The following is a 23,466-nucleotide window of genomic DNA, read 5'->3' as shown; positions in this document are numbered from 1 at the left end:
CCGAGCAGAGTGCCGAGAACGAGGTTGAGGTCGCCATCCTCACGATGACGACCTCCACCTCGTTCTCGGCAGCCGGGTTCAGCCGGGGGCAGCCGGGGGCAGCCGGGTTCAGCCCGCTCGGCGCAGGCGCAGCGAGTTGCCGACGACCAGGACCGAGCTCATCGCCATCGCGGCCCCCGCGATCATCGGGTTGAGCAGCCCGGCGGCGGCGAGCGGGATCGCGGCTACGTTGTAGGCGAAGGCCCAGAACAGGTTCTGCTTGATGACGCGCAGCGTCTGGCGAGAGAGCCGGATCGCCGTCGCGGTCGCGCGCAGGTCGCCGCGGACCAGCGTGATGTCGCTCGCCTCGATCGCGACGTCGGTGCCCGTGCCCATGGCCAGGCCGAGGTCGGCCCCGGCGAGCGCGGCGGCGTCGTTCACGCCGTCCCCGACCATCGCGACGACCCGACCTTCGGCGCGCAGGCGTGCGACGACGTCGACCTTGTCCTGCGGCAGGACCTGCGCGATCACGTCCTCCTCCGCGATGCCGACCTGCCGGGCGGCGACCCGCGCCGCGCCCGCGTTGTCGCCCGTGAGGAGGATCGGACGCAGCCCCAGCGCGCGGAGCTCGGCCACGGCCTGGGCCGAGGTCTCCTTGACGGGGTCGCGCAGGACGAGGACGCCCTGGGCGGTTCCGTTCCAGGCGACGACGACGGCGGTCGCGCCCGTGGCCTCGGCCTCGTCGAACGCGCGGCGCAGGTCGGTCCCCGCGTTGTCAGTGCGGGCGTGACCCTGAGGCCTCGCTGGTTCTGGCACGTCGAACGCGACGCCCTGCTCGGCGAGCCACGACGGGCGCCCGACCAGGACCCGCTGCGCGTTGAGCGCGCCTGCGGGGGACAGGCCCGAGTGCGCGGTGCGGACCAGGCCGCTCACGCCGCCGCCAGGGGAGCTCACGAAGTCGAAGACCTGCGCGGAACCGATGACGACGCCGTCGGCCCCGGTCTCGACGGGCGCACCGGCCGAGGGGTCGTCGACGCTCCCTGAGACTCGCGTGGCAGCAGATGCGATCGCCTGCGCGATCGGGTGCTCGCTGAGCCCCTCCACCGCGCCGGCGAGGCGCAGGGCGTGGCGGGCGGCGGCGTCGGGCGCCTCGCTCGACGAGCCTGCTGCGGCCCTCGCCGCGTCCGAGGACAGGTCGAGCGTGCCCTCGCGGGTGACCACGCGCTCGAGGGCCATGCGGCCCTGCGTCACGGTGCCGGTCTTGTCGAGCACGATCACCTCGACACGGCGCGTGGACTCGAGGACCTCGGGGCCCTTGATGAGGATGCCGAGCTGGGCGCCACGCCCCGTGCCGACGAGCAGGGCGGTCGGCGTCGCGAGGCCCAGGGCGCACGGGCACGCGATGATCAGCACGGCCACGGCGGCCGTGAAGGCGAACTGCGTGCTCGCCCCCGCGAGCAGCCAGCCCCCCAGGGTGAGCACGGCCAGGACCAGGACGATCGGCACGAACACCGCCGAGATCCGGTCCGCGAGGCGCTGCACGGGGGCCTTGCCCGTCTGCGCCTGGCTCACGAGGCGACCGATCTGCGCGAGCGTCGTCTCCTCGCCCACGCGCGTCGCGCGGACGAGCAGGTGGCCCGAGGTGTTGACGGTCGCGCCCGTGACGTCGTCGCCGGGCGTCACGTCGACGGGCACGGGCTCGCCCGTCAGGAGCGAGGTGTCGACGGCGGAGGCGCCCTCGACCACGACGCCGTCGGTCGCGACCTTCTCGCCCGGGCGGACCGTGAACAGGTCGCCCTCGCGCAGGGCCGCGACGGGCACGCGCTCGGTCACGCGCTGGCCGTCGGGACCGGTCGTGACGCGCTCGGCGTCCTTGGCGCCCATCGCGAGCAGGGAGCGCAGCGCGTCGCCGGCCTTGCGGCGCGAGCGGTGCTCGGACCAGCGGCCCGCGAGGAGGAACGTCGTGACGACGGCCGCGACCTCGAAGTAGAGCTCGGGCATGGAGCCGTGCGCGCGCGAGGGCAGCAGAGAGACCGACATGCGCATGCCGATCTCGCCCGCGCCGCCCAGCAGCAGGGCCCACAGGGACCACAGGGTCGCGGCGACCACGCCGATCGACACGAGCGTGTCCATGGTCGAGGCGCCGTGGCGGGCCGCGCGGAAGGCGGCGGTGTGGAAGGGCCACGCACCCCACGTGACGACGGGCAGCGCGAGGGCCGTGACGACCCACTGCCAGCCCGGGAACTGCAGGGCAGGGACCATCGACAGCAGCACGACCGGCAGCGTGAGGACCGCGGCGACCTTGAGGCGGCGCCCGAGGTCGGCGCCGCGGTCGCGCGTGGGGGCCGAGGTGTCGGTCGCGGTGGGCGCGGTCCCGGCCGCCGCCGGGTCGTCGGAAGCCGGGTCGTCCGAAGCCGGGTCGTCAGAACCAGCGTGAGCCGGGGTGCTCGCTTGTTCTGACACGACGGGGACAGGTTCGGGCGCAGGCGCCGCCCCGACCGCAGGCGCTGCCGCGCGACGCCCCGTGACCCGCGCCTGGTAGCCGGCCTTCTCGACGGCAGCGACGAGCTCGGCGTCCGTCACTCCCTCGGGGAGCACGACGTGCGCGCTCTCGAGCGGCAGGTTCACGGTGGCCTCGACGCCGTCGACGCGGTTGAGCCGCTTCTCGACGCGCGCGACGCACGACGCGCACGTCATGCCCTCGATCGCGAGGTCGACCTCGACGAGCGTCGGGCCGGCGGTCAGGCCGGTGGGGGTGGTCATCGGTGCTCCTCGACAGTGTGGTGCGTCCGGCGGGTCTCGCCGGGTGGGGTGCTCCGTCGCGGCCCGCGGCCCGCGGTCGGCGGGCGGGGGGCGGGTGCGGTCCGAGCGGTGCCCGACGACGGAGCGGCGGCCGGGAGTCCGGCCGGTGCTCCGTCGTCGGGCGGGTCGAGCGGTCAGGCCTGGGGGACCTGGAGGTCGTACGTCTTCTGGGCGGGCGCGGCGTCCGCGGCGGAGTCCGTGCCGCAGCCGCAGCCGCAGTTGTGGGCCTTGCGGTCGGCGGCCTGCTCGGCCGACTGCGCGGCCTGGGCGTCGAGCTGGACGTCGTAGCTCACGACCTCGTAGCCGGCCTCGTCGACGGCCTCGCGCAGCGCGGCCTCGTCGAGCGGGTCGTCCGAGAAGACGGTGACCTCGGAGGCGCCGCCGACGTTCAGGTCGACGCTGATGTTCTCCACGCCGGGGACGGCGCCCACGTCCTTGGTGACGTGCGAGACGCAGTTGCCACAGGTCATGCCGGTGACGCCGAGGGTGGTGACGGTGCTCATGGTGCTCCTTGGGGAGGGGTGGGGTGTCAGCTGCGGACGAGACGGGCGATGGCGTCGGACGCCTCGCGGACCTTGGCGGCGCCCTCGGCCTCGGAGGACCGGGCGGCGTCGACGACGCAGTGGCCGAGGTGGTCCTCGACGAGTCCGATGGACACCGCCTGGAGAGCCTTGGTCACCGCGGAGACCTGGGTGAGGATGTCGATGCAGTAGACGTCCTCGTCGATCATGCGGGCGATGCCGCGGACCTGGCCCTCGATGCGGCGCATGCGCTTGAGGTAGGCCTCCTTGTCGGAGGCGTACCCGTGGGGGCCGGTGTGGGCGGGGGCAGGGCCCGGCTCGACCGGGCGCTGGGTGGTCGTGTCGCTCATGCTGGGCCTCCGTGTCACTCGCTCGGATACCCCTACTGGGTACCAACCCTCCAAGGTACCCCGGCGGGGTATCGCCTTGTCAAGGGGGCGAAGGTCCCTCCGCGACGAATGCGCGGTTCGCCACGACATGCGGCCGTTTCAGGTGTTCGATGAGAGTCGAACAGCCCGCACGGACGGTGCTCCAGCGTTCCTGGCGGGACACGACACGACGTCAGGAGCCCGCCATGACCACGCAGGACCCGATCCTCACCGCCTTCTCCACCACCGCCAAGCAGGTCTGGTACTGGCCAGTGATCCGCGGCGTCGTCGCGATCCTCTTCGGCATCGTCGCGCTCGTGTGGCCCGAGATCACGGCCGTCGTCTTCATCTGGATCGTCGCGATCTTCACGCTCGTCGACGGCCTGTTCGAGATCGTCGAGGGTATCCGCCGCCGAGGGACCGGCGGCACGGCGGCCCTGGTCACGATCGGCCTCGTGAGCGTCGCGGTCGGCATCGTGCTGCTCGTGTGGCCCGGCAAGACCGCCGAGGTCCTCGTGTGGATCATCGGTCTGTGGGCCGTCGTCCTGGGCATCTTCCAGACGATCGCGAGCGTCGAGCTCCGCAAGGTCCCCGGCAGCGGCTGGGGCTGGGGAGTCTTCGCGGGTCTGCTGTCCCTCGTCTTCGGTGTCCTGGTCCTGTTCAACGTGGGCGCAGGCGTCGTGTCGATCGTGTGGATCCTCGCGATCGTCGCCCTGGTCTGGGGCGTCGCGCTCATCGCGTTCGGCTTCCAGATCCGCAGCCTGGGCAAGAAGGTCGGCCAGATCAGCTACTGACCGAGCCGGAGCCGCCTGCCGAGCCGTTCACGACGGCGAGGTCGGGCGTGAGGTGAGCGGCGCCGTCGGGCACGGAGGAAGGTGCCCGACGGCGCAGCTCACCCCGCCGGGCACCTCGCCCCGTGCGAGGTCTAGCGCTGGGCGCGCGCCGCAGCCCTCGCCCCGGCCGGGAGCGCGGCGAGGATGCGCTCGACCGCGTCGTCGTCGTGCGCGGACGACACGAACCACGCCTCGAAGACCGACGGCGGCAGGTTGACCCCCGCGTCCAGCATCGCGTGGAAGAACGCCTTGTAGCGGAACACGTCCTGCGCCTGGGCCTGCGCGTAGGTACGCACCCCGGCCGCGGCGGCGAAGTCGCCGAACATGATCGAGAACAGGTTCCCCGAGCGCTGCAGGGCGTGCGGGACCCCCTCGGCGGCGAGGGCCGCGCTCGCGGCGTCCCCCACGACATGGGCGACGTGGTCGACGCGGGCGTACACGGCGTCGTCGGCCAGGCGCAGCGTCGCGAGGCCCGCCGCGACCGCGACCGGGTTACCGGACAGGGTGCCCGCCTGGTAGACCGGGCCGAGCGGCGCGAGCTGGTCCATGATCGCGGCCGGACCACCCAGGGCCGCGACGGGCATGCCACCGCCGACGACCTTGCCGAACGTGAACAGGTCGGGCGTGTACGAGGGCTGCTCGCCCGCGGTCACGCCCGCCGCTGCACCCGACTCCAGGCCCCACCAGCCGCTCGGCCCCACGCGGAAGCCCGTGAGGACCTCGTCGAGGATCAGCAGGGCGCCGTGCTCGGCCGTGATGCGGCGCAGGCCCTCGTTGAAGCCCGGGCCGGGCGGCACGATGCCCATGTTCGCCGGTGCCGCCTCGGTGATGACCGCGGCGATCTCCGAGCCGCGCTCGGTGAACGCACGCTCGACGGCCTCGAGGTCGTTGTACGGCAGGACCAGGGTCTCGGCCGCGCTGGCCTCGGTCACGCCGGCCGACCCGGGCAGGGCGAGCGTCGCGACGCCCGAGCCCGCCTCGGCGAGCAGCGCGTCGACGTGCCCGTGGTAGCAGCCGGCGAACTTCACCAGCAGGTTGCGACCCGTGACGCCGCGCGCCAGGCGCACCGCGGTCATGGTCGCCTCGGTGCCCGTCGAGACGAGACGCACGCGCTCGGCCGCGGGGACCCGGCGGCGGACCTCCTCCGCGAGGTCGACCTCGCCGAGCGTCGGGGCGCCGAACGACAGGCCGCGCGCGGCGGCGTCCTGCACGGCCGCGACGACCGCGGGGTGAGCGTGCCCCAGGAGCGCGGGACCCCACGAGCACACCAGGTCGACGTACTCGCGGCCCGTCACGTCGGTGACGTACGCGCCGCGCGCGCTCGCGATGAAGCGCGGGTCGCCCCCGACCGAGCCGTAGGCCCGCACGGGCGAGTTCACGCCGCCCGGGATCGCGCCCTGGGCGCGCACGAACGCCTCGTGGTTGTCGTGGAGGGTGGTCGCGCGCAGCGGCGAACCGGTCGGGTGGATGGTCATCGGTGTCACCGAATCCATTCTGCGATCTCGAGGGCCCAGTAGGTCAGGACGATGTCGGCGCCCGCGCGCTTGATGCCGAGCACGGACTCCAGGACGGCGCCGCGCCGGTCGATCCAGCCGTTCGCGGCGGCCGCCTCGATCATCGCGTACTCGCCCGACACCTGGTACGCCGCCACGGGGACGTCGCTGCGCTCGGCCACGGCCGCGAGCACGTCGAGGTACGAGCCCGCGGGCTTGACCATGACCATGTCGGCGCCCTCGGCCAGGTCCAGGTCCGCTTCGCGCAGGCCCTCGCGGAAGTTCGCCGAGTCCATCTGGTAGGTGCGGCGGTCGCCCTGGAGCGTCGAGTCGACGGCCTCGCGGAACGGCCCGTAGAACGCGCTCGCGTACTTGGCGCTGTACGCCAGGATGCTCACGCCCGTGTGCCCGGCGTCGTCGAGGGTCTCCCGGATCACGGCGACCTGGCCGTCCATCATGCCCGACGGCGCCACGACCTCCGCGCCCGCCTCGGCCTGGGTGAGTGCCACCGACGCGTAGCGGACGAGGGTCGCGTCGTTGTCGACGATCACGTCGCCGTCCGGGCCCGGCGAGAGGACGCCGCAGTGCCCGTGGTCGGTGAACTCGTCGAGGCACAGGTCGGCCATGACGACGGGGGCGGGACGGCCCGTGCCCGCGGCGGCGTCCCGAGCGGCGTCGCGTGCGATGCGGATCGCACGGTTGAGGATGCCGTCGGGGGCGTCCGCCTGCGAGCCGGTCGCGTCGCGGTGCGCGGGGATGCCGAACAGCATCACGCCGCCCAGCCCGGCCGCGGTCGCCTGCGCGACGGCGCCGGCGAGGCTCTCCTCGGTGTGCTGCACGATGCCGGGCATGGACCCGAGCGGCTTGGGCTCGGTCAGGCCCTCCTTGACGAACAGGGGGAGGACCAGGTCGGCGGCGTGCAGCCGGGTCTCGGCGACGAGCCGGCGCATCTGCGGGGTCGAGCGCAGGCGGCGGGGACGGATCACGGGTGGTTCCTGCCTTCTGTCGGGGATGAGTCGTCAGGACGAGGTTCTGACGGGTGGGCGGCGACGCGCAGCACGGCCTCCGCCAGGGAGTCGTCGGTCGCCTGGGCGGCTACGGCGTCGATCCGCAGCCCGACGGCGTGCGCGGCCTCCGCCGTCGGCTCGCCGATCGCGACGCCCGCGACGTGCGGGTCCGCACCGAGCTGGTTCGCGACCTCGCGCGCGACGCTGCCCGACGTCAGCACGACCACGTCGACCTCGCCCGCGCGCCACGCGTCCGCGACCTCCGGGGAGAGCGTGTGCGCGACCGTCCGGTACGCGGTCACGACGTGCGGGACCCAGCCGCGGTCCCGCAGGCCGTCGGCCATGGTGGGCTTCGCGAGGTCGCCCTGCGGGAGCAGGACGTCCCGCGTCGCGTCGGCGGCCGGGTGGTCGAGCGTGGTCCGGGCCTCGGGCCCGTGGTCGGGAGCCTCGGTGAGCGCGTCGAACGCCGCGAGCAGCCCGCGCGCCGAGTTCACGCCCGCCTCGAGATCCACCTGGACCCCCGCGGCCTCGAGCGCTCGCCGAGTCGCGGGCCCGACCGCGGCCCACCTCGTGCCAGAACCAGGGTGCGCTCCGGTCCTCGCTCGTCCTGACAGCTCGGCGAGCGTGCGGCCCCGGCGTGCGGCGCTCGCGATCAGCTCGTCGATCGCGTTGACGCTCGTGACCACGACCCACGCGAAGCCCGCGAGGTCTGCCACGGCGGCGTCCATCGCCACGGTGTCCTCGATGGGGGCACGCTCGATCGCGGGGCTCACGAGGACGGTCGCGCCCTGGGCGCGCAGCCGCGCCGCGAGGGGAGCGGCACGCTCGGGGGAGCGCGGCAGGAGGACGGTGGTCCCGGTCAGCGGGCCGGAGGTCGCGGTGTTCGCGGCGGCCGGGGCCGGGCCTGCTGGCGGCAGGGCGCGACCGCGCTGCGGGTCGCGCAGTCGGCCTGGCATCAGCGCCGCTCCGAGCGCACGGGGGCGTCGGTGCCGCCGACCGTGGGCTCGTCGTCCGAGCCGTGGGCGTCGTCCGAGGGCGCGGTGCCAGGGGCCCAGAGCGCAGGCGCCTCGGCCTGGGGGAGCGAGCCACCTCCTGGCCCGGTCGCGCGCAGCGGCGCGAGCTCGGCGGCTCCGGCGGCCAGCAGCGCGTCGGCGACCTGGACCCCGAGCCCCCTCGCGAGCGCGTCGGTGACGTCGCGCCCCTCGGCGGACGGACCCCCCGCGCCAGCGGCCCTGCCTGCGACGCCCGCAGGTGACGGCAGCGCGACCCGTGCCGAGTGCGTGAGGACCTGCCCGCCGTCGAGCCGGGCGACGACGGCCGAGAGCCGGATCTCGTCGTCCTCGACCACGGCGTGCGCTCCGACGGGCGCCGCGCAGCCCGCTTCGAGGCGTGCGAGGAGAGCGCGTTCGGCGAGCACCGCGAGGCGGGTCGGGAGGTGGTCGAGGCCGGCGACGACGTCGGCGAGGTCGAGCGGACGGTCCGTGGCGCCGTCGGGCCGGAGGTCGAACGAGGACAGCGGCGAGAGGTCCGCGGTCCGGACCTCGACGCCCAGCGCCCCCTGGCCGGGGGCCGGCGCCATGACCCGCACGTCGATGACCTCGGAGACCGCGTCGAGGCGGCCGAGGCGCGAGAGCCCGGCGTAGGCGAGGACGACCGCGTCGAGGTCGGCGTCGGGGCCGAGCGCCCGTGCGAGACGCGTGTCGACGTTGCCGCGGATGTCGAGCACGTCGAGGTCGGGGCGCACCGCGAGGAGCTGGGCCGCGCGGCGGGGCGAGCCCGTGCCGACCTTGGCGCCGCGGGGAAGGGTCTCCAGCGTCCAGCCGTTGCGTGCGCACAGCACGTCGCGCGGGTTCTCCCGCTCGGGCGTCACGAGGGTCAGGCCCTCGGCCGCGCCGGTCGGGAGATCCTTGAGGGAGTGCACGGCGACGTCGCAGCGGCCGTCGAGCAGAGCCTCGCGCAGCGCGGTCACGAACACCCCGGTGCCGCCCATCTGGGCGAGCGAGCCGGTGCGGACGTCACCCTCGGTGCGGACGCGCACGATCTCGACCGGCCGTCCGGTCAGGGTCTCGATGCGCCTGGCGACCAGACCCGTCTGGGTCGTCGCGAGGGCGCTGCCACGGGTTCCGACACGAATGCTCACGCTTCCAGTGTCCTCTGCCGGGCGGTGATGTCGAAATGCGCACCAACCCGTCCGGTGCGGATTTCCGGGGAATTGTCCACCGAGTGACATCGACCTGACATGAAGTCATGACAAAGAGACGAATTGTCAGCACGTCGGGAAATGTCGCCGACGCGACAAATGCTCAGAGCTGCTCGGCGGACTCCTGCGCGTGCCCCACGATCGCCGCGAGCCCCGTGCCCGCGATCCAGCCTCCCGTGACCCCCAGGCCGTCGACGTGCGACACCCGCTCCACGAACGCCCCGACCTCGCGCCGGTACACGGGCGTGGGCGGCGGGAGCGACCCGTTCCACCGCGTCGACAGGTGCTCGCGCACCTTGCCCTCCAGGTCCACGCCCAGCAGCACCGACGCGTCGCGGACCACCTGGTCGACGGTCGGCTCGACCGTCTCCCCGATGCGCCCGTAGCTCAGGCGCACCACGTGGTTCCCCGGCCCGACGGCGTCCGCCACCCGGGCCGCCAGCCACGGCCACTTCGCGGTCGAGTGGGTCAGGGCCTTGGCCTGGACCGGGTCGTGCGCGCCCGCCCGGTGGTTCTCGTCGCGCGTCGACCACGTGCGCGGCTTCGGAGCGATCAGGAGGCCGCTCCCGCGCGGGGCCGCGTCGAGCGCGGGGGCCTCGAGCAGCAGCGTCACGAGCCGGATGTCGGCGCCCGGCTCGGGGTCCGGGACCGGGTCGGCCGTGCGGCCCGCAAGCGGGGACACGAGGTCCACGACCGCGGGGGTCGTCACGAGCAGACGCGGGGCACGGAACGTCTCCGGGCCGCTGGGGGTCTCGACCTGGACGTTCCAGCCCCCGCCCACGGCGCGGCTCAGGTCCACCACCTCGTGGCGCGTGAGCAGCACCCCGGCAGGGCCGGTGCTCCCGGCCGGTGCGGCGCCGTCGGGGCCCTCGCTCGTCACGGCGAGCACGAGCTCCTCGACCAGGCGGTGCATGCCGCCCTCGATGCCGCGCACCGCCGAGCCGGCCGGCGCCTGCGCGCGCATCGCCGCGACCGCGCGCGTCAGCGAACCCTCCCGGGCGTACGCCTCGCGCAGGCCCGGGGCGACCGCGTCGACGTCGAGCCGCTCGAGCGGAGCCGAGTGCACCCCCGCGGCGACCGGGGCCACCAGGCGCTCCGCGACACGGCGCCCCAGGCGCGAGCGCGCGAACGTCTCGAGGTTCTCCTCGTCGACCCAGCGGCGCGGCTTGACCCGGTCCAGCCCGGCCCGCAGTGCACCGGGCCAACCCACCGCGCGCCGCACGTCCGCCGCGAACGGGTGGGCCGGGATGCCCATGATCCCGGCCTTCGGCAGCGGGAACGCGCGGCTCGCGGCGTAACCCCACGCGCTGAGCGGAGCGGGCTCGACGACCGTCAGACCCAGGCCGGTGACCAGGTCGCCCACCGCGGAGCCGCGCGCCGCGAACGACTCGGCTCCCACGTCGACGGACAGGCCGGTCGAGCCGAGCTTGTCGCCGTGCACGGGACCGCCCGGGCGGTCGGCCGCCTCCAGGACGAGGACCCGCAGGCCGCGACGGCGCAGGGTGCGCGCAGCGGTCAGACCGGCGATGCCGGCGCCGACGACCACGGCGTCGAACGAGCCGTGAGACGAGGCGTCGGACGTGGCGTCGGACGACGGGGAAGGGCCGGACGATCCATCAGCAACGGGGTGCACACGTCAAGTGTGCCCCCGCTGCGAGGGTGTGTCAGACCGTGCGTGACCCCGAGGTCACGCAGGTTCTGACACGTTCCGGACGGAATGGACCAGCTCGACCACGCGGGTCAGGACCGTCGGGTCCGTCTCGGGCGGCACGCCGTGACCGAGGTTCACGACGTGCCCCGGAGCCGCGCCCCCCCGACGCAGCACGTCGCGCACGTGCGCCTCGAGCACGGGCCACGGTGCCGCGAGCAGCGCCGGGTCGATGTTGCCCTGGACCGGCACGTACCCGCCGAGCGTGGCCGCGGCCTCGTCGAGCGGCGTGCGGTAGTCGACACCCACGGTCGGGTGCGTCACGCCCGCCTCCGTGAGCGAGTCACGCATGGCGCCCAACAGGTGCCCCGTGCCCGTCCCGAAGTGGATCGCGGGCACACCCAGGTCGCTGACCTGCGACAACGCGACCGTGCTCCCCGGCTTGGCGCCCGCGAGGTAGTCCTCCAGGGACAGGCTCCCGGCCCACGAGTCGAACAGCTGGGCCGCGCTGGCCCCCGCGAGGACCTGAGCGCGCAGGAACGCGCCCGTGATCTGCGCCGTCCACGCCGTGAGCCGCGCCCACGACTCGGGGTCCGCGTGCATGAGGGTGCGCGCCGCGAGGTGGTCGCGCGACGGCCGCCCCTCGACCAGGTACGCCGCGAGCGTGAACGGCGCCCCCGCGAAACCGATGAGAGGAGTCGACCCGAGCGCCGCGACCGTGAGCGCGACCGCCTCCGTCACCGGGGCGAGCGACTCCGGGGTGAGCTCGTGCTCCACGAGGCGCGCGACGTCGTCGGGCGTCCGGTACGCCTGGCCCATGACCGGGCCCACGCCCGGGACGATGTCCACCTCGACCCCCGCGAGCTTGAGCGGGATCACGATGTCCGAGAAGAAGATCCCCGCGTCCACGCCGTGCCGGCGCACCGGCTGGAGCGTGATCTCGCTCGCCATGTCCGGGCGCAGGCACGAGTCCAGCATCCCGATGCCCTGGCGCAGCTCGCGGTACTCGGGCAGCGACCTCCCGGCCTGTCGCATGAACCACACGGGGGTGGTCTCCGGCCGCTCGCCGCGCAATGCGCGCACGAGCGGAGAATTCGTCGTCCGACCGTCGACGAGAGGGTGGTTGTCGGAAAGCGCGGTGAACGTCACAAGAACCGATTCTGCCTTGTGCCCGACGCGGTGATTGAATCGGAGCACTGTGGTTCTCCTGTCGATGACTGCAAGTCACCACGAGCTGGACATGTCCACCCTCGAGCTCCTGTCCACCGGAGCCGGGTCGGTCGGACGGGCAGCCGTCGCGACCTGCGAAGCGATCACCGGTGCCGTCGTCGTCTCGACGTGCAACCGGTTCGAGGTGTACCTGGACGTCGAGTCGCCCGTCGACGGCTGGGGCGTGCAGCACGCGTCGCACGAGGTCGCGCGCCTGGTCGCCGCGGCGTCGGGCGTCAGCGAGGACGTCGCGGTCCGCGCGTTCTCGACCCGCACCGGGCCCGACGTCGCCGCCCACCTCTTCGAGGTCGCCGCGGGCCTCGACTCGATGGTCGTGGGCGAGCGGGAGATCGCCGGGCAGGTCAAGCGCGCCCTGGAGGAAGCACGCGAGGGCGGCGTGACCTCGTCCACGCTCGAGCTCCTCTTCCAGACCGCGTCGCGGACCTCCAAGAAGATCAGCAACGAGACGACGCTCGGGGGCAACGGCCGGTCCGTCGTGTCCCTCGGGCTCGACCTCGCGAGCGCCGAGCTGCCGCCGTGGCGCCAGGTCCGCGCCGTGCTCATCGGCACCGGGTCCTACGCCGGGGCGTCGCTCGCGGCGCTGCGGGCCCGCGGCTGCGACGACGTGCGCGTGTACTCGGGTTCGGGGCGCGCCGAGCAGTTCGCGGCCGACCGCGGCGTCGCCGCCGTGACCGACCTCGTGGCGGCCCTCGAGGACGCCGACCTCGTCGTGTCGTGCAGCGGTGCGCGGGGACGGGCGCTGGCTGGTGCTGGTGCTGGTGCTGGTGCGCCGACGGTGACCGGGGTGGGTGGCGAGGGTGACGTGCTGGGCCACGTGCTCGACGCCGCCGCGGTCGTCCGCGCCCGGTCCCGCGCCGCGGAGGCCGCCGGCGACGAGGCGCCGCACCGGCCCATGGTCGTCCTCGACCTGGCCCTTCACCGCGACGTGGACCCGCGGGTCGCGGACCTCGACGGCGTCCTGCTCTACGACCTGGCCTCCCTCAAGGCGCACTCACCCGCCCTGGGGTCGCTCGTCGTCGGGCAGGCGCGGACGATCGTGGACCGTGCGACGCAGGACTTCGAGGAGACCCGCCTGGGGCGCGCGGCCGACACGGCCGTGGTCGCGCTGCTCGACGACGCCGACCGGCGCATCGCGGCCGAGGTCGCCGAACGTGTGGCCGAGCGTCGTGCCGCGGGCGGCGAGGTCGACGATGCAGACACCGAGGCGCTCGCCCGCTCCGTCCGGCGACGCGTGCACGCCGAGCTGCACGACGCGATCGTCGCGGCACGGGCGTCGGCGCTGGCCGCGGCCCGCGAGGAGGCCTCGGCCGTGGTGGCCGACGCCGAGGCGGCGATCCTGGGTGCCGACGTGTCGGGCCGCGACGAGGTGTGCGCCGGCCGCTGAGCCGACCTCTCGGTGCCGAACATGCGGTCGGCGTCGCGATCGGGCCGGATCCGGACGCTGACCGCATGCTCGGCGAACGGCAACCGCATGTTCGCCGCAGGCCCGCTCGGCTGGCCGGCTCGGCTGGCCGGCCCGGCCCGCCCGCTCGGCCGGCCCGCTCGGCCGGCCGGCCCGCAGGGTCAGGCCGCGAGCTCGCCGGTCGCCGCCAGGCGCTCCAGGACGATCCGGCCCGCGGGCGGCACCCGGTGCGCGTCCTGCGCACCGACCCAGGTGAGCTCGCCGACCTCGGCACGGGGTGCCGGCTCGGGGGACCCGGGCAGCGGCTCGGCGTAGAGGCAGTGCATGTGCACGAGCCGCCCGCCGAGGCCGTGACCGGGCGCCTCGGCGACGAACCCGGACCGCACCGTGGTCGGGTCGAGCAGCACGCCGAGCTCCTCCTCGATCTCCCGGACCAGGGCCTGCTCGTCGCTCTCGCCGGGATCGAGCTTGCCGCCCGGCATGAAGAACAGGTCGTTGTCCCGGCTGCGGACGACGAGCAGCCGACCGTCCACGACGTGGATCCAGCCAACGGTCTTCAGGGGTTCTGCGAGGGGGGAGGGGGAGGTCACGGGGAACATCCTGTCATCCGGCGCGTCACCGTCGGCGGGCTGGTCGGTCACCCGTCGGCGGTCGGGCGCGTCACCGTCGGCGGTCCCGTGCGTCACCCTCGACCGCAGCACGGGACGAGTGGTCCCGTATCCACGCGATCGTTCCGTTCCGGGGCAGAACTCCGATACTGTGCGGGTCGCGGGCGGGCCCCCCGGCCCGACGCGACGAAACAGGTCACGCGCGGCGCCGTCCGCCCGATCGGACGGAGAGCTCGATGGGATTCATCAAGGCCTTTGCTGGTGCCCTCGGAGGCACGCTCGCGGACCAGTGGAAGGACTTCCTGACGCCGCCGACGAACCTCGCGCCGACCGCCGCGCTCTTCCCGGCCGTCGCGCAGGGGCGCAACGCCGGGCGCGGGGCGAACACCAAGGGCTCGGCGAACATCATCACCAACGGGAGCCGCTTCGTCGTCCCCGAGGGCTACGGGCTCCTGACCTTCCAGGACGGTGCCCTCACGGGCTTCGTGGCCGAGCCGGGCGGGTACCTGTACACGTCCGACGACCAGAACTCCCAGTCGATCTTCGCCGCCAACGGCTTCCTGAGCCCGCTGATCAAGACCACGTGGGAGCGGTTCAAGTTCGGCGGGCAGCCCGGGTCGCAGCAGCTCGGCTTCTACGTGAACCTCAAGGAGCTGCCGAACAACAGGTTCGGCACGCAGTCCGAGATCTACTGGGACGACGCCTACCTCGGCGCCCAGGTCGGCGCGATCACGCGCGGCACGTACTCCCTGCGCATCGTCGACCCGATCCTCTTCGTCAAGCAGTTCGTGCCGCTCACGTACCTCGGGGCGAGCGCGAAGGTCTTCGACTTCTCCGACCTCGACAACGACGCCGCGAGCCAGCTCTTCACCGAGGTCGTCGGCTCGCTCGCGGCGGCCTTCTCGAGCTACACCAACGACCCCGACAAGGGGAACCGGATCACCCGGATCCAGAGCGACTCGGTCGGCTTTGCGCTGTCCTTGGCGGGGGCCGTCGAGGAGGGCTACCAGTGGACGTCCTACCGCGGACTGTCGATCGTCAAGGTCGCCCTCGCCGCGATCGAGTACGACGACGACACGCGCGCGCTGCTGAGTGACGTCAAGAAGGCCGACGCGCTCGCAGGGGCCCGTGGGAACTCGTTCCTGCAGCAGGCCGCCGCGCGCGGCATCCAAGCCGCGGGGGAGAACCCGGGCGGCGCCGCGAACATGGCGATCCTCGGCATGGGGATGAACGCCGCCGGCGGCGCCATGTCCGGTCTGCAGCAGCCCGTCGTGCCGGTCCAGCAGGTCCCGGTCCAGCAGGCGGCGGCGCCGGCCGCGCCCGCCCCGGCCGCGGAGGACCCGGTCGCGAAGCTCACCCAGTTCAAGTCGTTGCTCGACCAGGGCCTCATCACCCAGGCCGACTACGACGCCGCCAAGGCCAAGATCCTCGGGTTCTGAGGCCATGACCGTTCACGAGCCGCAGTCGGCTCCCGTCCCCGAGGGCCCGCCCCCGCCGGGAGCCGGCCCGACGACGAACGCCGGGCCTCCGTCGGCTGGCGGCCCGACGGGCGGCCCGACCGTCGTGCGGACCGACACCGGCGCGACCGACGGCCTCGTCAAGTGCATCCGGTGCGGCGCGACCGAGATCGCGTACGACGTCGCCAAGGCGACGCTGCGGTGCGGTTTCTGTCGCTACGAGTGGGTGAGCACGGTGACGCTCGCCGACCTCGGGCTCGACGGGAACATCGGCGGGCTCGAGGGCGTCGTCCTGGGCTCGGGCAGCGCCGACATCGTGCCGTCCGCCGAGGAGATCCTGACGTTCCGCTGCGCGGGCTGCGGGGCCGACGTCGTCGTCGACACCGCGCACGGCACCCAGGCCCGCTGCCACTGGTGCCGCAACGTCCTGTCGGTGAACCAGCAGGTCCCCAACGGGGCCGTGCCCGACGTCCTGCTGCCGTTCCGCCTCCCCAAGGAGGACGCGGTCGTGGGCATCCGGCAGTTCGTCGGCCGACGCCAGTTCTACGCGCACCCCCGGTTCCGGGCGGAGTTCAGCCCGGAGAACGTCGTCGGCGTCTACCTTCCGTACCTCGTCGCGGACCTCAATGCGAAGGCGCGCCTCGAGGGGCAGGGTGAGCACCTCGTGCGCAGGTACACCGTGACCGTCCGGGGCTCCGACGGCAAGGACACGACGGAGACCCGCTACGACTACGACCTGTACGACGTCGTGCGCGAGTTCGACCTGCACGTCGACGACCTCACGATCGAGTCCTCGGCCGACCGGCGAGACCACGGCGGCAAGGCCCGGACGAACAACGTCATCAACACGATCCTGCCGTTCGACGTCGAGAACGCCGTGCGCTACGACTCGAACTACCTGTCGGGGTTCACGGCCGAGCGCCGCGACAGCGACGTCGACGACCTGCGCGATCCCGCGTTCGCGCAGGCGAAGGAGATTGCCCGGTTCCGGGCGCGCGACATGATCGACTTCTACGACCGCGGGGTGCGGTGGGACCGCGAACGGCTCGACGTCGTCGGGCAGCGGTGGGTCGCGGCCTACCTGCCCGTGTGGTTGTACTCGTACCACGAGGTCCGCAAGAACGGGTCGTCGCTGCTGCACTACGTCGCGGTCAACGGCCGCACGGGCGAGACCATGGGGTCTGTCCCGGTCAACCACCGCCGCCTGCTCGCGGTGTCCGTCGTCGTCGAGGCCGTGGCGGCCGTCGCGGCCCTCTTCGTCATGATCGGGTTCTGATGCACGCGCTCGCCCTGGACGCACTCACCGTCGCCTCCTCCTCCGGGGAGGAGGAGGCCGTGAAGGCCGTCGTCGTGGTGGTGCTGCTGCTCGCAGGGCCGCTGTTCTACTGGTTCACGTGGGCGCGGTACCGCAACACGGGCAAGCGGCACGACCACCGCCGCGACACCAAGTCCGTCACGCTCGACGAGCGCGGGTCGGATGCGCACGTCAGGCGCGTCACCGGGCGGTCGAACAGCTCGATGAACGACGCCAACCACCTGACGTAGACGCCGCCACCAGCCGCTCCGGCGGCACCGGCGGCTCGTGCGACGGGGAGGGCCAGCCCCGGCGATGCCGGCGCGCGGCTGGTGTCACTCCCAGGAGCTGACGCGCACGATCTGGTCGAAGAGCCCCGTGAGCGGTTCCTCGAGCTCGCCGGCCGGAGTGCTGAAGGCCACGAGGACGAACCGCTTGGTGCCGGGGACCGTCATCCAGTACTCGACGGCGACCGTCGGGAGGGTCTCGTCGCTGTCCGGGTCGACGAGGACGTGCCTGCGCGTCCGCCGGGCGACCTCGGAGGGACCCGCCGTGAAGCGGTGAAGCGCCCCGGCCCCGCCCGGGGTGAGGTCCGCGAGGCCGCGTTCGAGGATCGCCATGGTCGCGGTCGCGCTCGTGCCGACCGCGGGAGTGAGCTGCTGCGCGGGGAGCGAGACCATCGCGGTCACGGGGATCGGCGCCCCCGGGACGATCGACAGGGCCACGTGGAACGCCTGTCCGTCCCCGTCGATGGCGTCGTCGAGCGCTCCCAGGACGCGCCGTTCGAGCTCGATCCTCAGGGCGGCACGGTCGTCGGCGGGGCCCACCGTGGCGGCGACCAGGCGTCGCACCGAGGCGCGCGCCTCGGTGCGGTCGTGCAACGGGACCTGCCACCAGTTCCCCGGCAGGCGCAGGCGAAGCCGCGGGAGGGGAGCGGGCACAAGAGGCTCCTGCGGGGCGGACGGGCCGGTCGTCGCGGCGCTCATCGTGGGTCTGCCTCGTCTCGGGTCGTGGTGCGGACGCTCAGCGCGTGGTGGGTCACGGGGCCACCTGCGGTCCGTAGCGTTGCGCGAGTTCGTGTGTGGGAACGGACAGGGTGAACCTGTAGGCGTCGTTCTCGAGTCCGAGGGACGTGTCGAGTGCTCTGCCTTCGAGCCGGATGCTGAGGTTGTTGACGAAAACGTCGGTGCTGTATCGCACCATGGCGTCCTCGACGCCGGGGGCGTTGTCGATGATGGCTTCCCGGATCTTCTCGGCGTCCTTCTCGGAGGAGCCTGAACACCCGGTCAGGAGCAGGAGCGCGGCGAGGACGACACCGGTCGTGGTGCGACGCTGCTGGTCACGACGGACGTCGCTGCGACCGGTGCCATGGATGAGATGTGCGTGACCTGGACGAACACTGCGAGGCAGGCTTGGGCGGCTTGACTGGTTGACGCTCACGAGCCGTCCCGTGGCCCGAAGCGCTCGGTCAGTTCTTCCGTTGAGACAGTCAGGACGTCCCAGGACACGTCGGAGTAGAGGCCTAGCGCCTCGTCGACTCCTCGGCCGTTCAAGGTGACGGCAGATGGATCTCCGATGCGGTCGCCTTCGGCGAAGGGGACGACGCTGACACGGATGCGGATGTTCGAGGGTTCTGAGGGTGAGGTGTTCCAGGCCTGTTCAAGGGTTTCGACGATGGCGGTGGTCAGGGCTTCGTCGTCTGTGCTGCTTGTCGTGGGCATGGAGAGCTGGATGCTGAGGTTGTTGGTGAAGATGTCGGTGTTGTAGCGCACGATGGCGTCCTCGACGCCGGGGGCGTTGTCGAGGATGGCTTCGCGGATCTTCTCTGCGTCCTTCTCGGAGGAGCCCGAGCAGCCGGTCAGGAGCAGGAGTGCGGCAAGGGCGACACCGGTCGCGGTGCGACGCCGAGGGGAGAAAGTCACTGTTCGCTTCCTTCGTAGGTGTAGTAGGTCTCGGTGTCGGCGAAGAACATCGCCTGGTCCGCCCTGATGGCCTCGAAGGTCGACTGGGTGGCGGACGGGACGTAGCCGCCATCGTGGAGCGACCCGTTGGAGAGATGCTCGGCAGTGATGGAGTACTTCGCGGCGTCGTGGCGACCTGCGTCGAAGAACGGGCTGGATGCAGGTGCGGTGGGTCCCGCCCACGTGTCCGTCTCTACTGTGGCCCAGTTGTCGTGCGGTGGGGGCGGTGCCATCCCGTCCAGTCGGTGAACCGGGTCGCCCCGGTGCTGGAGCGAGACGACAGAGACGTCCGAGGGGATGCCCATGGCGTCGATCGGCGCTCCCGCTACGACGATGGCCTCGATGTTGTACGGGAGGTCCGGATCAGCGGCGAACTTGCCGGCCAGGATGCCGCCCTGGCTGAAGCCGACCATCATGACGTGGTCCTCCGGCCCGATACCGGCCTTCTCCATGGCCTGCAGCACCATGCGCTCGTACGCGGCCTTCTGGTCAGGAGCCAGCATGAGGGTCAGGTTGGACCCCAGGTCGTTCGCGGCCCCCGTGTCGCTGCCCAGCTCCCAGTCCTGCGTGCTGGGCGGGATCACCCGCCAGATGGGCAGGCCGTCTGGCCCAGTCCCGACTCTGACGATCTGAACGACCGTCGTGTCGGCTTCGCCGAGTTCGTCCACGGTCGCGGCGTCCTCGAAGGCTCGGTAGTACGGGTCGTTCGTGGGCGACTTCGCCGTCGCCCCCGTGAGCCGCATCTCCGGCGTCGGCTTGCCCACCTCGGTCTGCAGCACGGGCACGAGGATTGGCGCGAGCCCCTTGAGGAAGAGCATCGTGGCGCCGATCCCGGCGTCGAGGACCTGGTCCCAGGTCATCACCCCGAACAGGACCGAGAGCGAGTACAGGACGAACGCGGTCACCAGGACGGTGAGGGCGAGGACGACGATCACCAGGTCGGACAGCCACTGCAGCACCTGCTCCAGGACGCTGTCTATCCACGTGTCGATCATCGCGAGGAAGTCCCCGACGGGGGCGAAGAACGCCCCGACCTTGTCCCCGAAGCTGTCGTTGAGCTGGTCGAGGACGGGCTGGATCGCGTCGGCGGCGCGGCGGGCCGCGAGGTCCTTCGTCTCCTCGGCCTCCGCGAAGCTGTGGAGCGCGATGTCGAGAGAGCCCTCGTGCTCCTGGATCTGGAGGGTGAGCCCGCGAAGGGCGTCGTACAGGGCGTCCACGACGTGTGCGGGGGCGCCGGACGCCGTTGCGTCGCGAAGGTCCGACTCGGCCTCGTCGCGCTTCGTGTACAGGGGCCACAGGTGGGTGCGGGCGTCCTCGATGACGACGAGCGAGGCGTCGGCCTGTGCCTGGGAGTCGCGGAGCACGACCGCGTACTCCTTCATCGCGTGCGCGGTGGTCTCGTAGCGGGGGACGGTCGCGTCGATGTCGTCGGCGAGGTCGAGGGCCCGGTCGTCGAGGGCGTCCGCCGCCCGACCGAAGGACTCGCTGCGGTCGGCGAGGTCGGCGAGCCCGCGGCTCACCGCCCGGATCTGTTCCGCGACCGACAGGTAGCGGTCCGCTGCCAGGGCGAGCGTGTCGGGCTCTCCTGTGAGCGGCGGCATGAGGTGGACGGCCGAGGCGTGGACCATGTCAGAGCTCCACGGTGCGCAGCTGGGCGGCCATGGCGGCGTCGACCTCGTGGAACGTGTCGCACACCGCTTGCGTCAGGTCGGCGACGGCCTGGATCTCCTCGCCGAGCTGCTCGCGTCGCACGTTCCACGCGCTCGCGAAGTCGCCGATCGCGCCGCTCAGGTGCCAGTGTCCTGCGGCGTCGGCGAGGCCACGGTTGAACTCCTCGGCGGCGAGGAACTCCTCGCGCAGCCTGCGCAGGAGGGTCGCGGTGTCCGCCATGGCGGCGAGGTCGAGCTGGATGTCGGGCATGCCTACTTCGTCTCTCGGGGCTGGACGGCGGGCCACACCCTAGCGGACGGGGCGTAGGCGTCGACAGGGAGAGAACTCCCCATGTGGGGCGGCAGCCGCGGTGCGGGCTCCCGCGTGCCCCAGGCGGGGGCGGTTACCGTGGGCGGATGCGACTGGGAGTGCTCGACATCGGTTCCAACACGGTCCACATGCTCGTCGTGGACGCCGAGCGGGGCGCGCGTCCGGACCCGGCGGCGTCGGGCAGGTCCGTGGTCCGCCTCATGCGGTACCTCCAGCCGGACGGCTCGATCTCGGCCGAGGGGGTCGACGCCCTCCTGGATGCGGCCGACAAGGCTGCGGCCCTGGCCCGCGAGTACGAGGTCGAGGAGTCGTTGGCGCTCGCCACGTCGGCGCTGCGCGAGGCGAGCAACGGCGCCGAGGTGCTGGCCGCGATCGAGGAGCGCGTGGGCGTGCCGATCGAGGTCCTCTCTGGGCCCGAGGAAGCGCGCCTGACGTTCCTCGCCGCGCGCCGCTGGCACGGCTGGGCGTCGGGTCGGCTCATGGTGCTCGACATCGGTGGGGGCTCGCTCGAGATCGCGTCGGGCCTCGACGAGGAGCCGGACGTCGCGGTCTCGGTGCCGCTCGGCGCCGGACGGATGACGATCGAGTTCCTGCCGGACGACCCGCCCTCGGCCAAGCAGGTCGCCGCGCTCCGGGCTCATGTCCGGGAGGTGCTGGCCGGGGCGCTCGGCGAGGTCAAGCGGCTGCCGCGCCCGGACCACGTGGTCGCGACGTCCAAGACGTTCCGGTCGCTCGCGCGGCTCGCGGGCATGAAGGTCGCGGTCGTCGGGCCGGAGGAGCGGTGGCGCATGGAGCGCTCGCAGCTCTCCGACTGGGTTCCGCGCCTCGCGCGCATCCCCGCCACGGGCCGCACCGAGCTGCCGGGCATCACGGCCGAGAGGACGTACCAGATCGTGGCCGGAGGCGTCGTCGCGGAGGAGACCATGAAGGCGCTCAAGGTCGCCGAGGTCGAGATCTGCCCGTGGGCCCTGCGCGAGGGCGCGATCCTGCGCCGCCTCGACCAGATCTGACCCCACCGCGGCGAGTCGCCCCCGCGTCCTGCCGACGGTGCCGCCCGGGGTGAGCGGCGCCGTCGGGCCTGGAAGACAGCCCAGGCGTCAGACGCCCAGGACCGCCTCCACGTCGCCCGCGGCGATCGCGTCCACGAGCGCCCGGTGGTCCAGGGCGTTCTGGTCCGCGTAGCGCTTCGCGAACTCGGCGAACGAGCGGTCCGCGACGTCGCCCTTGCCGAGGTACGCGCTGATCGCGAGGGCGTCGCCCGAGCGGGCGTGGCCGCGCGCGAGGACCCACGCGCACATCTGCGCGTACGCGGCCATGGCGACCGGGAGCATGGTCTCGAGGTCGGCCGAGACCTTCCAGTCCCAGAGCTGGCGGAAGTAGTAGTCGTGGCGACGGTCGTCGGCGCCGTGCACGGTGTTCCAGCCCAGCAGGGCGTCGCTCGTCGCCTGCAGGAGGCGCTGCCCCTCGACCACGCGCCGCCCGTTCTCGGGGTAGGGGCTCGCCGAGGTGTACGGCTCGAGCACCGACGGCTCGGCCTCCTTGACCTGCAGGAACAGCGGGTCGTCGTTGTCCCGGCCCACGAGCAGCGCGACCCAGCAGCGCGTCCCGACGCTCCCCACCCCGACCACGCGCCGCGCCAGGTCGACCAGGCGGTAGCGCTCGAGCAGGATGCGGCGGGCTCCCGTGAGCGACTCGCCGTACGTCGCGAGGGCCGTGGTCACGACGCCGAGGAGACGGGCCTGCTCGTCGGCGTCGAAGAGCTCGCGCACGGGCACGAGCAGGGGCGGGTTGCTCTGGAAGCGCAGCTCGCCGTCGTCGTGGAGGACCGTGAGCCGACGGCGGGCCTTCTGCCGGTCCTTCGTGCGCGCCTTCCGCAGGGCCTTGCGGAGGTTCTCCATGACGGCCGGCGGGACCGAGCCGCGCCACCTGTCGACGATCTCGTCGCCACGCAGCTGCACGTGCCACAGGTCGAGGTGGCCCAGGTCCGCGAAGGACCGCAGGGTCTCGCGGTAGGCCCGCCCCGCGCCCAGCACGATCCGCTCGCGCTCGTGGTGCGACATGCCGCGGTGACGGCCCCCGATCTCGAGGCTCGCGACGAGCCGTTGCACGTCCCACTCGAAGGGGCCGCGGTGCGTCTCGTCGAAGTCGTTGATGTCGAACACGAGCGAACGCTCCGGGGAGGCGAAGCCGCCGAAGTTCGCGAGGTGCGCGTCGCCGCACAGCTGGACGGTCAGTCCCGTCCTGGGCCCGACCCCGAGGTCTCCCGCCATGACCGCCGCGGCCCCGCGGTAGAACGAGAACGGCGTCGCGGCCATGCGACCCATGCGCAGCGGGACGAGCTCGGGGACGCGGCTGGCGTTCTGGGCCTGGAGGATCGCGACGGGGTCGCGGCGGTCGGCGGCAGGCTCCCAGGAAGCGGTCCCGCGGCGGTGCAGGAGCGCGCGGGCGGCGCGGCCCTCCTCCTTGCGCTGCTCGGGGGACGGCGTCCCGCGCAGGGGCGGGCGGCCGTCGGGCCGGGTGGGGGGCTGGGGGGTGGGCTGGTCCGTCGCGGGGTGGGGCATCGTCGCTCCTCGGGTCCGGGGCGTGCGGCGCGCCCTCGCTCATCATGGCGCGCGGGGTCACCGTGCGCGCGGTCACCGTGGGCGCGGGGGAGCGTCACCGTCGGCGGACGTTTCGGGCACCC

General features: G+C 73.2%; 22 protein-coding genes. 6 read left to right on the top strand and 16 right to left on the bottom strand.

Annotated elements, in window-relative coordinates:
- Nucleotides 1–108: 108 nt before the first annotated feature.
- The 3 genes from JOD48_RS18665 to JOD48_RS18655 form a co-directional block, all read right to left on the bottom strand.
- Nucleotides 109–2,742, bottom strand: a complete 2,634-nt coding sequence (locus JOD48_RS18665) for a heavy metal translocating P-type ATPase (RefSeq protein WP_239527499.1) — start codon at nt 2,740–2,742, stop codon at nt 109–111.
- A 173-nt stretch (nt 2,743–2,915) separates the two neighbouring features.
- Nucleotides 2,916–3,284, bottom strand: a complete 369-nt coding sequence (locus tag JOD48_RS18660) for a heavy-metal-associated domain-containing protein (protein ID WP_191790153.1) — start codon at nt 3,282–3,284, stop codon at nt 2,916–2,918.
- Nucleotides 3,285–3,310: 26 nt separating this feature from the next.
- The gene (locus JOD48_RS18655; protein ID WP_191790154.1) at nt 3,311–3,652 is read right to left on the bottom strand and encodes a metal-sensitive transcriptional regulator; all 342 of its coding nucleotides are present in this window, start codon (nt 3,650–3,652) and stop codon (nt 3,311–3,313) included.
- Between the two features lie 224 nt (nt 3,653–3,876).
- On the opposite strand from JOD48_RS18655, the gene JOD48_RS18650 reads away from it, so the two are divergent.
- On the top strand, nt 3,877–4,464 hold the full coding sequence (locus JOD48_RS18650; protein WP_191790155.1) for an HdeD family acid-resistance protein: 588 nt from the start codon (nt 3,877–3,879) through the stop codon (nt 4,462–4,464).
- 131 nt (nt 4,465–4,595) lie between these two features.
- Here JOD48_RS18650 and hemL read toward each other — a convergent pair whose 3' ends face one another.
- The 6 genes from hemL to hemE form a co-directional block, all read right to left on the bottom strand.
- Nucleotides 4,596–5,978, bottom strand: coding sequence for a glutamate-1-semialdehyde 2,1-aminomutase (hemL, locus tag JOD48_RS18645; RefSeq protein WP_204810688.1), 1,383 nt, complete (start codon nt 5,976–5,978; stop codon nt 4,596–4,598).
- A gap of 5 nt (nt 5,979–5,983) precedes the next feature.
- Complete coding sequence (hemB, locus tag JOD48_RS18640) at nt 5,984–6,946, bottom strand: porphobilinogen synthase (protein WP_239528249.1); 963 nt, start codon at nt 6,944–6,946, stop codon at nt 5,984–5,986.
- Between the two features lie 32 nt (nt 6,947–6,978).
- Nucleotides 6,979–7,959, bottom strand: coding sequence for a uroporphyrinogen-III synthase (locus JOD48_RS18635; RefSeq protein WP_204810051.1), 981 nt, complete (start codon nt 7,957–7,959; stop codon nt 6,979–6,981).
- Nucleotides 7,959–9,143 carry a hydroxymethylbilane synthase gene (gene hemC, locus JOD48_RS18630; RefSeq protein WP_307824255.1) on the bottom strand — a complete coding sequence of 395 codons (1,185 nt, stop codon included), beginning with the start codon at nt 9,141–9,143 and terminating at the stop codon, nt 7,959–7,961. The genes JOD48_RS18635 and hemC overlap by 1 nt, the downstream gene beginning before the upstream one ends.
- 163 nt (nt 9,144–9,306) lie before the next feature.
- Complete coding sequence (locus JOD48_RS18625; RefSeq protein ID WP_204810049.1) at nt 9,307–10,836, bottom strand: protoporphyrinogen/coproporphyrinogen oxidase; 1,530 nt, start codon at nt 10,834–10,836, stop codon at nt 9,307–9,309.
- Between the two features lie 54 nt (nt 10,837–10,890).
- The gene (gene hemE, locus JOD48_RS18620; protein ID WP_204810048.1) at nt 10,891–12,000 is read right to left on the bottom strand and encodes a uroporphyrinogen decarboxylase; all 1,110 of its coding nucleotides are present in this window, start codon (nt 11,998–12,000) and stop codon (nt 10,891–10,893) included.
- 49 nt (nt 12,001–12,049) lie between these two features.
- Between hemE and JOD48_RS18615 the strand changes: the two genes are divergently transcribed.
- Nucleotides 12,050–13,465: a glutamyl-tRNA reductase gene (locus JOD48_RS18615; protein ID WP_191790161.1), complete on the top strand. Its 1,416-nt coding sequence runs from the start codon at nt 12,050–12,052 to the stop codon at nt 13,463–13,465.
- Between the two features lie 179 nt (nt 13,466–13,644).
- Here JOD48_RS18615 and JOD48_RS18610 read toward each other — a convergent pair whose 3' ends face one another.
- Nucleotides 13,645–14,073 (bottom strand): NUDIX hydrolase, encoded by a 429-nt coding sequence (locus JOD48_RS18610; RefSeq protein WP_204810047.1) that lies wholly within the window; start codon nt 14,071–14,073, stop codon nt 13,645–13,647.
- Between the two features lie 254 nt (nt 14,074–14,327).
- Here JOD48_RS18610 and JOD48_RS18605 point away from each other — a divergent pair, with 254 nt between their 5' ends.
- Genes JOD48_RS18605 through JOD48_RS18595 form a run of 3 tightly spaced genes read left to right on the top strand, consistent with a single transcriptional unit; the run spans nt 14,328 to nt 17,093 of the window.
- Nucleotides 14,328–15,530 (top strand): SHOCT domain-containing protein, encoded by a 1,203-nt coding sequence (locus JOD48_RS18605; protein WP_204810046.1) that lies wholly within the window; start codon nt 14,328–14,330, stop codon nt 15,528–15,530.
- Nucleotides 15,531–15,534: 4 nt separating this feature from the next.
- On the top strand, nt 15,535–16,824 hold the full coding sequence (locus JOD48_RS18600) for a TFIIB-type zinc ribbon-containing protein (RefSeq protein ID WP_204810045.1): 1,290 nt from the start codon (nt 15,535–15,537) through the stop codon (nt 16,822–16,824).
- The gene (locus JOD48_RS18595; protein WP_204810044.1) at nt 16,824–17,093 is read left to right on the top strand and encodes a hypothetical protein; all 270 of its coding nucleotides are present in this window, start codon (nt 16,824–16,826) and stop codon (nt 17,091–17,093) included. The genes JOD48_RS18600 and JOD48_RS18595 overlap by 1 nt, the downstream gene beginning before the upstream one ends.
- A gap of 84 nt (nt 17,094–17,177) precedes the next feature.
- On the opposite strand, the gene JOD48_RS18590 is transcribed toward JOD48_RS18595, so the two are convergent.
- Genes JOD48_RS18590 through JOD48_RS18570 form a run of 5 tightly spaced genes read right to left on the bottom strand, consistent with a single transcriptional unit; the run spans nt 17,178 to nt 20,723 of the window.
- Nucleotides 17,178–17,828, bottom strand: coding sequence for a hypothetical protein (locus JOD48_RS18590; protein WP_191790164.1), 651 nt, complete (start codon nt 17,826–17,828; stop codon nt 17,178–17,180).
- A gap of 52 nt (nt 17,829–17,880) precedes the next feature.
- Nucleotides 17,881–18,282, bottom strand: coding sequence for a hypothetical protein (locus tag JOD48_RS18585; RefSeq protein ID WP_204810043.1), 402 nt, complete (start codon nt 18,280–18,282; stop codon nt 17,881–17,883).
- On the bottom strand, nt 18,279–18,764 hold the full coding sequence (locus tag JOD48_RS18580) for a hypothetical protein (protein ID WP_138822270.1): 486 nt from the start codon (nt 18,762–18,764) through the stop codon (nt 18,279–18,281). Before JOD48_RS18580 ends, JOD48_RS18585 begins: the two co-directional genes overlap by 4 nt.
- Nucleotides 18,761–20,431 carry a hypothetical protein gene (locus JOD48_RS18575; RefSeq protein WP_191790166.1) on the bottom strand — a complete coding sequence of 557 codons (1,671 nt, stop codon included), beginning with the start codon at nt 20,429–20,431 and terminating at the stop codon, nt 18,761–18,763. Before JOD48_RS18575 ends, JOD48_RS18580 begins: the two co-directional genes overlap by 4 nt.
- A gap of 1 nt (nt 20,432) precedes the next feature.
- The gene (locus JOD48_RS18570) at nt 20,433–20,723 is read right to left on the bottom strand and encodes a hypothetical protein (protein ID WP_191790167.1); all 291 of its coding nucleotides are present in this window, start codon (nt 20,721–20,723) and stop codon (nt 20,433–20,435) included.
- Between the two features lie 146 nt (nt 20,724–20,869).
- Here JOD48_RS18570 and JOD48_RS18565 point away from each other — a divergent pair, with 146 nt between their 5' ends.
- A complete protein-coding gene (locus tag JOD48_RS18565; RefSeq protein ID WP_204810042.1) occupies nt 20,870–21,793 on the top strand; it encodes a Ppx/GppA phosphatase family protein in 924 nt (307 codons plus the stop codon).
- Nucleotides 21,794–21,880: 87 nt separating this feature from the next.
- Here JOD48_RS18565 and JOD48_RS18560 read toward each other — a convergent pair whose 3' ends face one another.
- The gene (locus tag JOD48_RS18560) at nt 21,881–23,344 is read right to left on the bottom strand and encodes a DUF2252 domain-containing protein (RefSeq protein ID WP_204810041.1); all 1,464 of its coding nucleotides are present in this window, start codon (nt 23,342–23,344) and stop codon (nt 21,881–21,883) included.
- Nucleotides 23,345–23,466: the final 122 nt, after the last annotated feature.

It is taken from the genome of Oerskovia paurometabola (genome assembly GCF_016907365.1).
In the GTDB taxonomy this organism is placed as follows: Bacteria; Actinomycetota; Actinomycetes; order Actinomycetales; family Cellulomonadaceae; genus Oerskovia; species Oerskovia paurometabola.
Note: the sequence above shows the minus strand (reverse complement) of the source record. Positions and strands in the feature narration are given on the sequence as shown.

Excerpts from the sequence above, each read along its gene's own strand:
- JOD48_RS18665 (WP_239527499.1), bottom strand. The coding sequence starts at position 2,742 with ATGACCACCCCCACCGGCCTGACCGCCGGCCCGACGCTCGTCGAGGTC.
- JOD48_RS18660 (WP_191790153.1), bottom strand. The coding sequence starts at position 3,284 with ATGAGCACCGTCACCACCCTCGGCGTCACCGGCATGACCTGTGGCAAC.
- JOD48_RS18655 (WP_191790154.1), bottom strand. The coding sequence starts at position 3,652 with ATGAGCGACACGACCACCCAGCGCCCGGTCGAGCCGGGCCCTGCCCCC.
- JOD48_RS18650 (WP_191790155.1), top strand. The coding sequence starts at position 3,877 with ATGACCACGCAGGACCCGATCCTCACCGCCTTCTCCACCACCGCCAAG.
- hemL (WP_204810688.1), bottom strand. The coding sequence starts at position 5,978 with ATGACCATCCACCCGACCGGTTCGCCGCTGCGCGCGACCACCCTCCAC.
- hemB (WP_239528249.1), bottom strand. The coding sequence starts at position 6,946 with ATGCGCCGGCTCGTCGCCGAGACCCGGCTGCACGCCGCCGACCTGGTC.
- JOD48_RS18635 (WP_204810051.1), bottom strand. The coding sequence starts at position 7,959 with ATGCCAGGCCGACTGCGCGACCCGCAGCGCGGTCGCGCCCTGCCGCCA.
- JOD48_RS18605 (WP_204810046.1), top strand. The coding sequence starts at position 14,328 with ATGGGATTCATCAAGGCCTTTGCTGGTGCCCTCGGAGGCACGCTCGCG.
- JOD48_RS18600 (WP_204810045.1), top strand. The coding sequence starts at position 15,535 with ATGACCGTTCACGAGCCGCAGTCGGCTCCCGTCCCCGAGGGCCCGCCC.
- JOD48_RS18595 (WP_204810044.1), top strand. The coding sequence starts at position 16,824 with ATGCACGCGCTCGCCCTGGACGCACTCACCGTCGCCTCCTCCTCCGGG.
- JOD48_RS18590 (WP_191790164.1), bottom strand. The coding sequence starts at position 17,828 with ATGAGCGCCGCGACGACCGGCCCGTCCGCCCCGCAGGAGCCTCTTGTG.
- JOD48_RS18575 (WP_191790166.1), bottom strand. The coding sequence starts at position 20,431 with ATGGTCCACGCCTCGGCCGTCCACCTCATGCCGCCGCTCACAGGAGAG.
- JOD48_RS18570 (WP_191790167.1), bottom strand. The coding sequence starts at position 20,723 with ATGCCCGACATCCAGCTCGACCTCGCCGCCATGGCGGACACCGCGACC.
- JOD48_RS18565 (WP_204810042.1), top strand. The coding sequence starts at position 20,870 with ATGCGACTGGGAGTGCTCGACATCGGTTCCAACACGGTCCACATGCTC.
- JOD48_RS18560 (WP_204810041.1), bottom strand. The coding sequence starts at position 23,344 with ATGCCCCACCCCGCGACGGACCAGCCCACCCCCCAGCCCCCCACCCGG.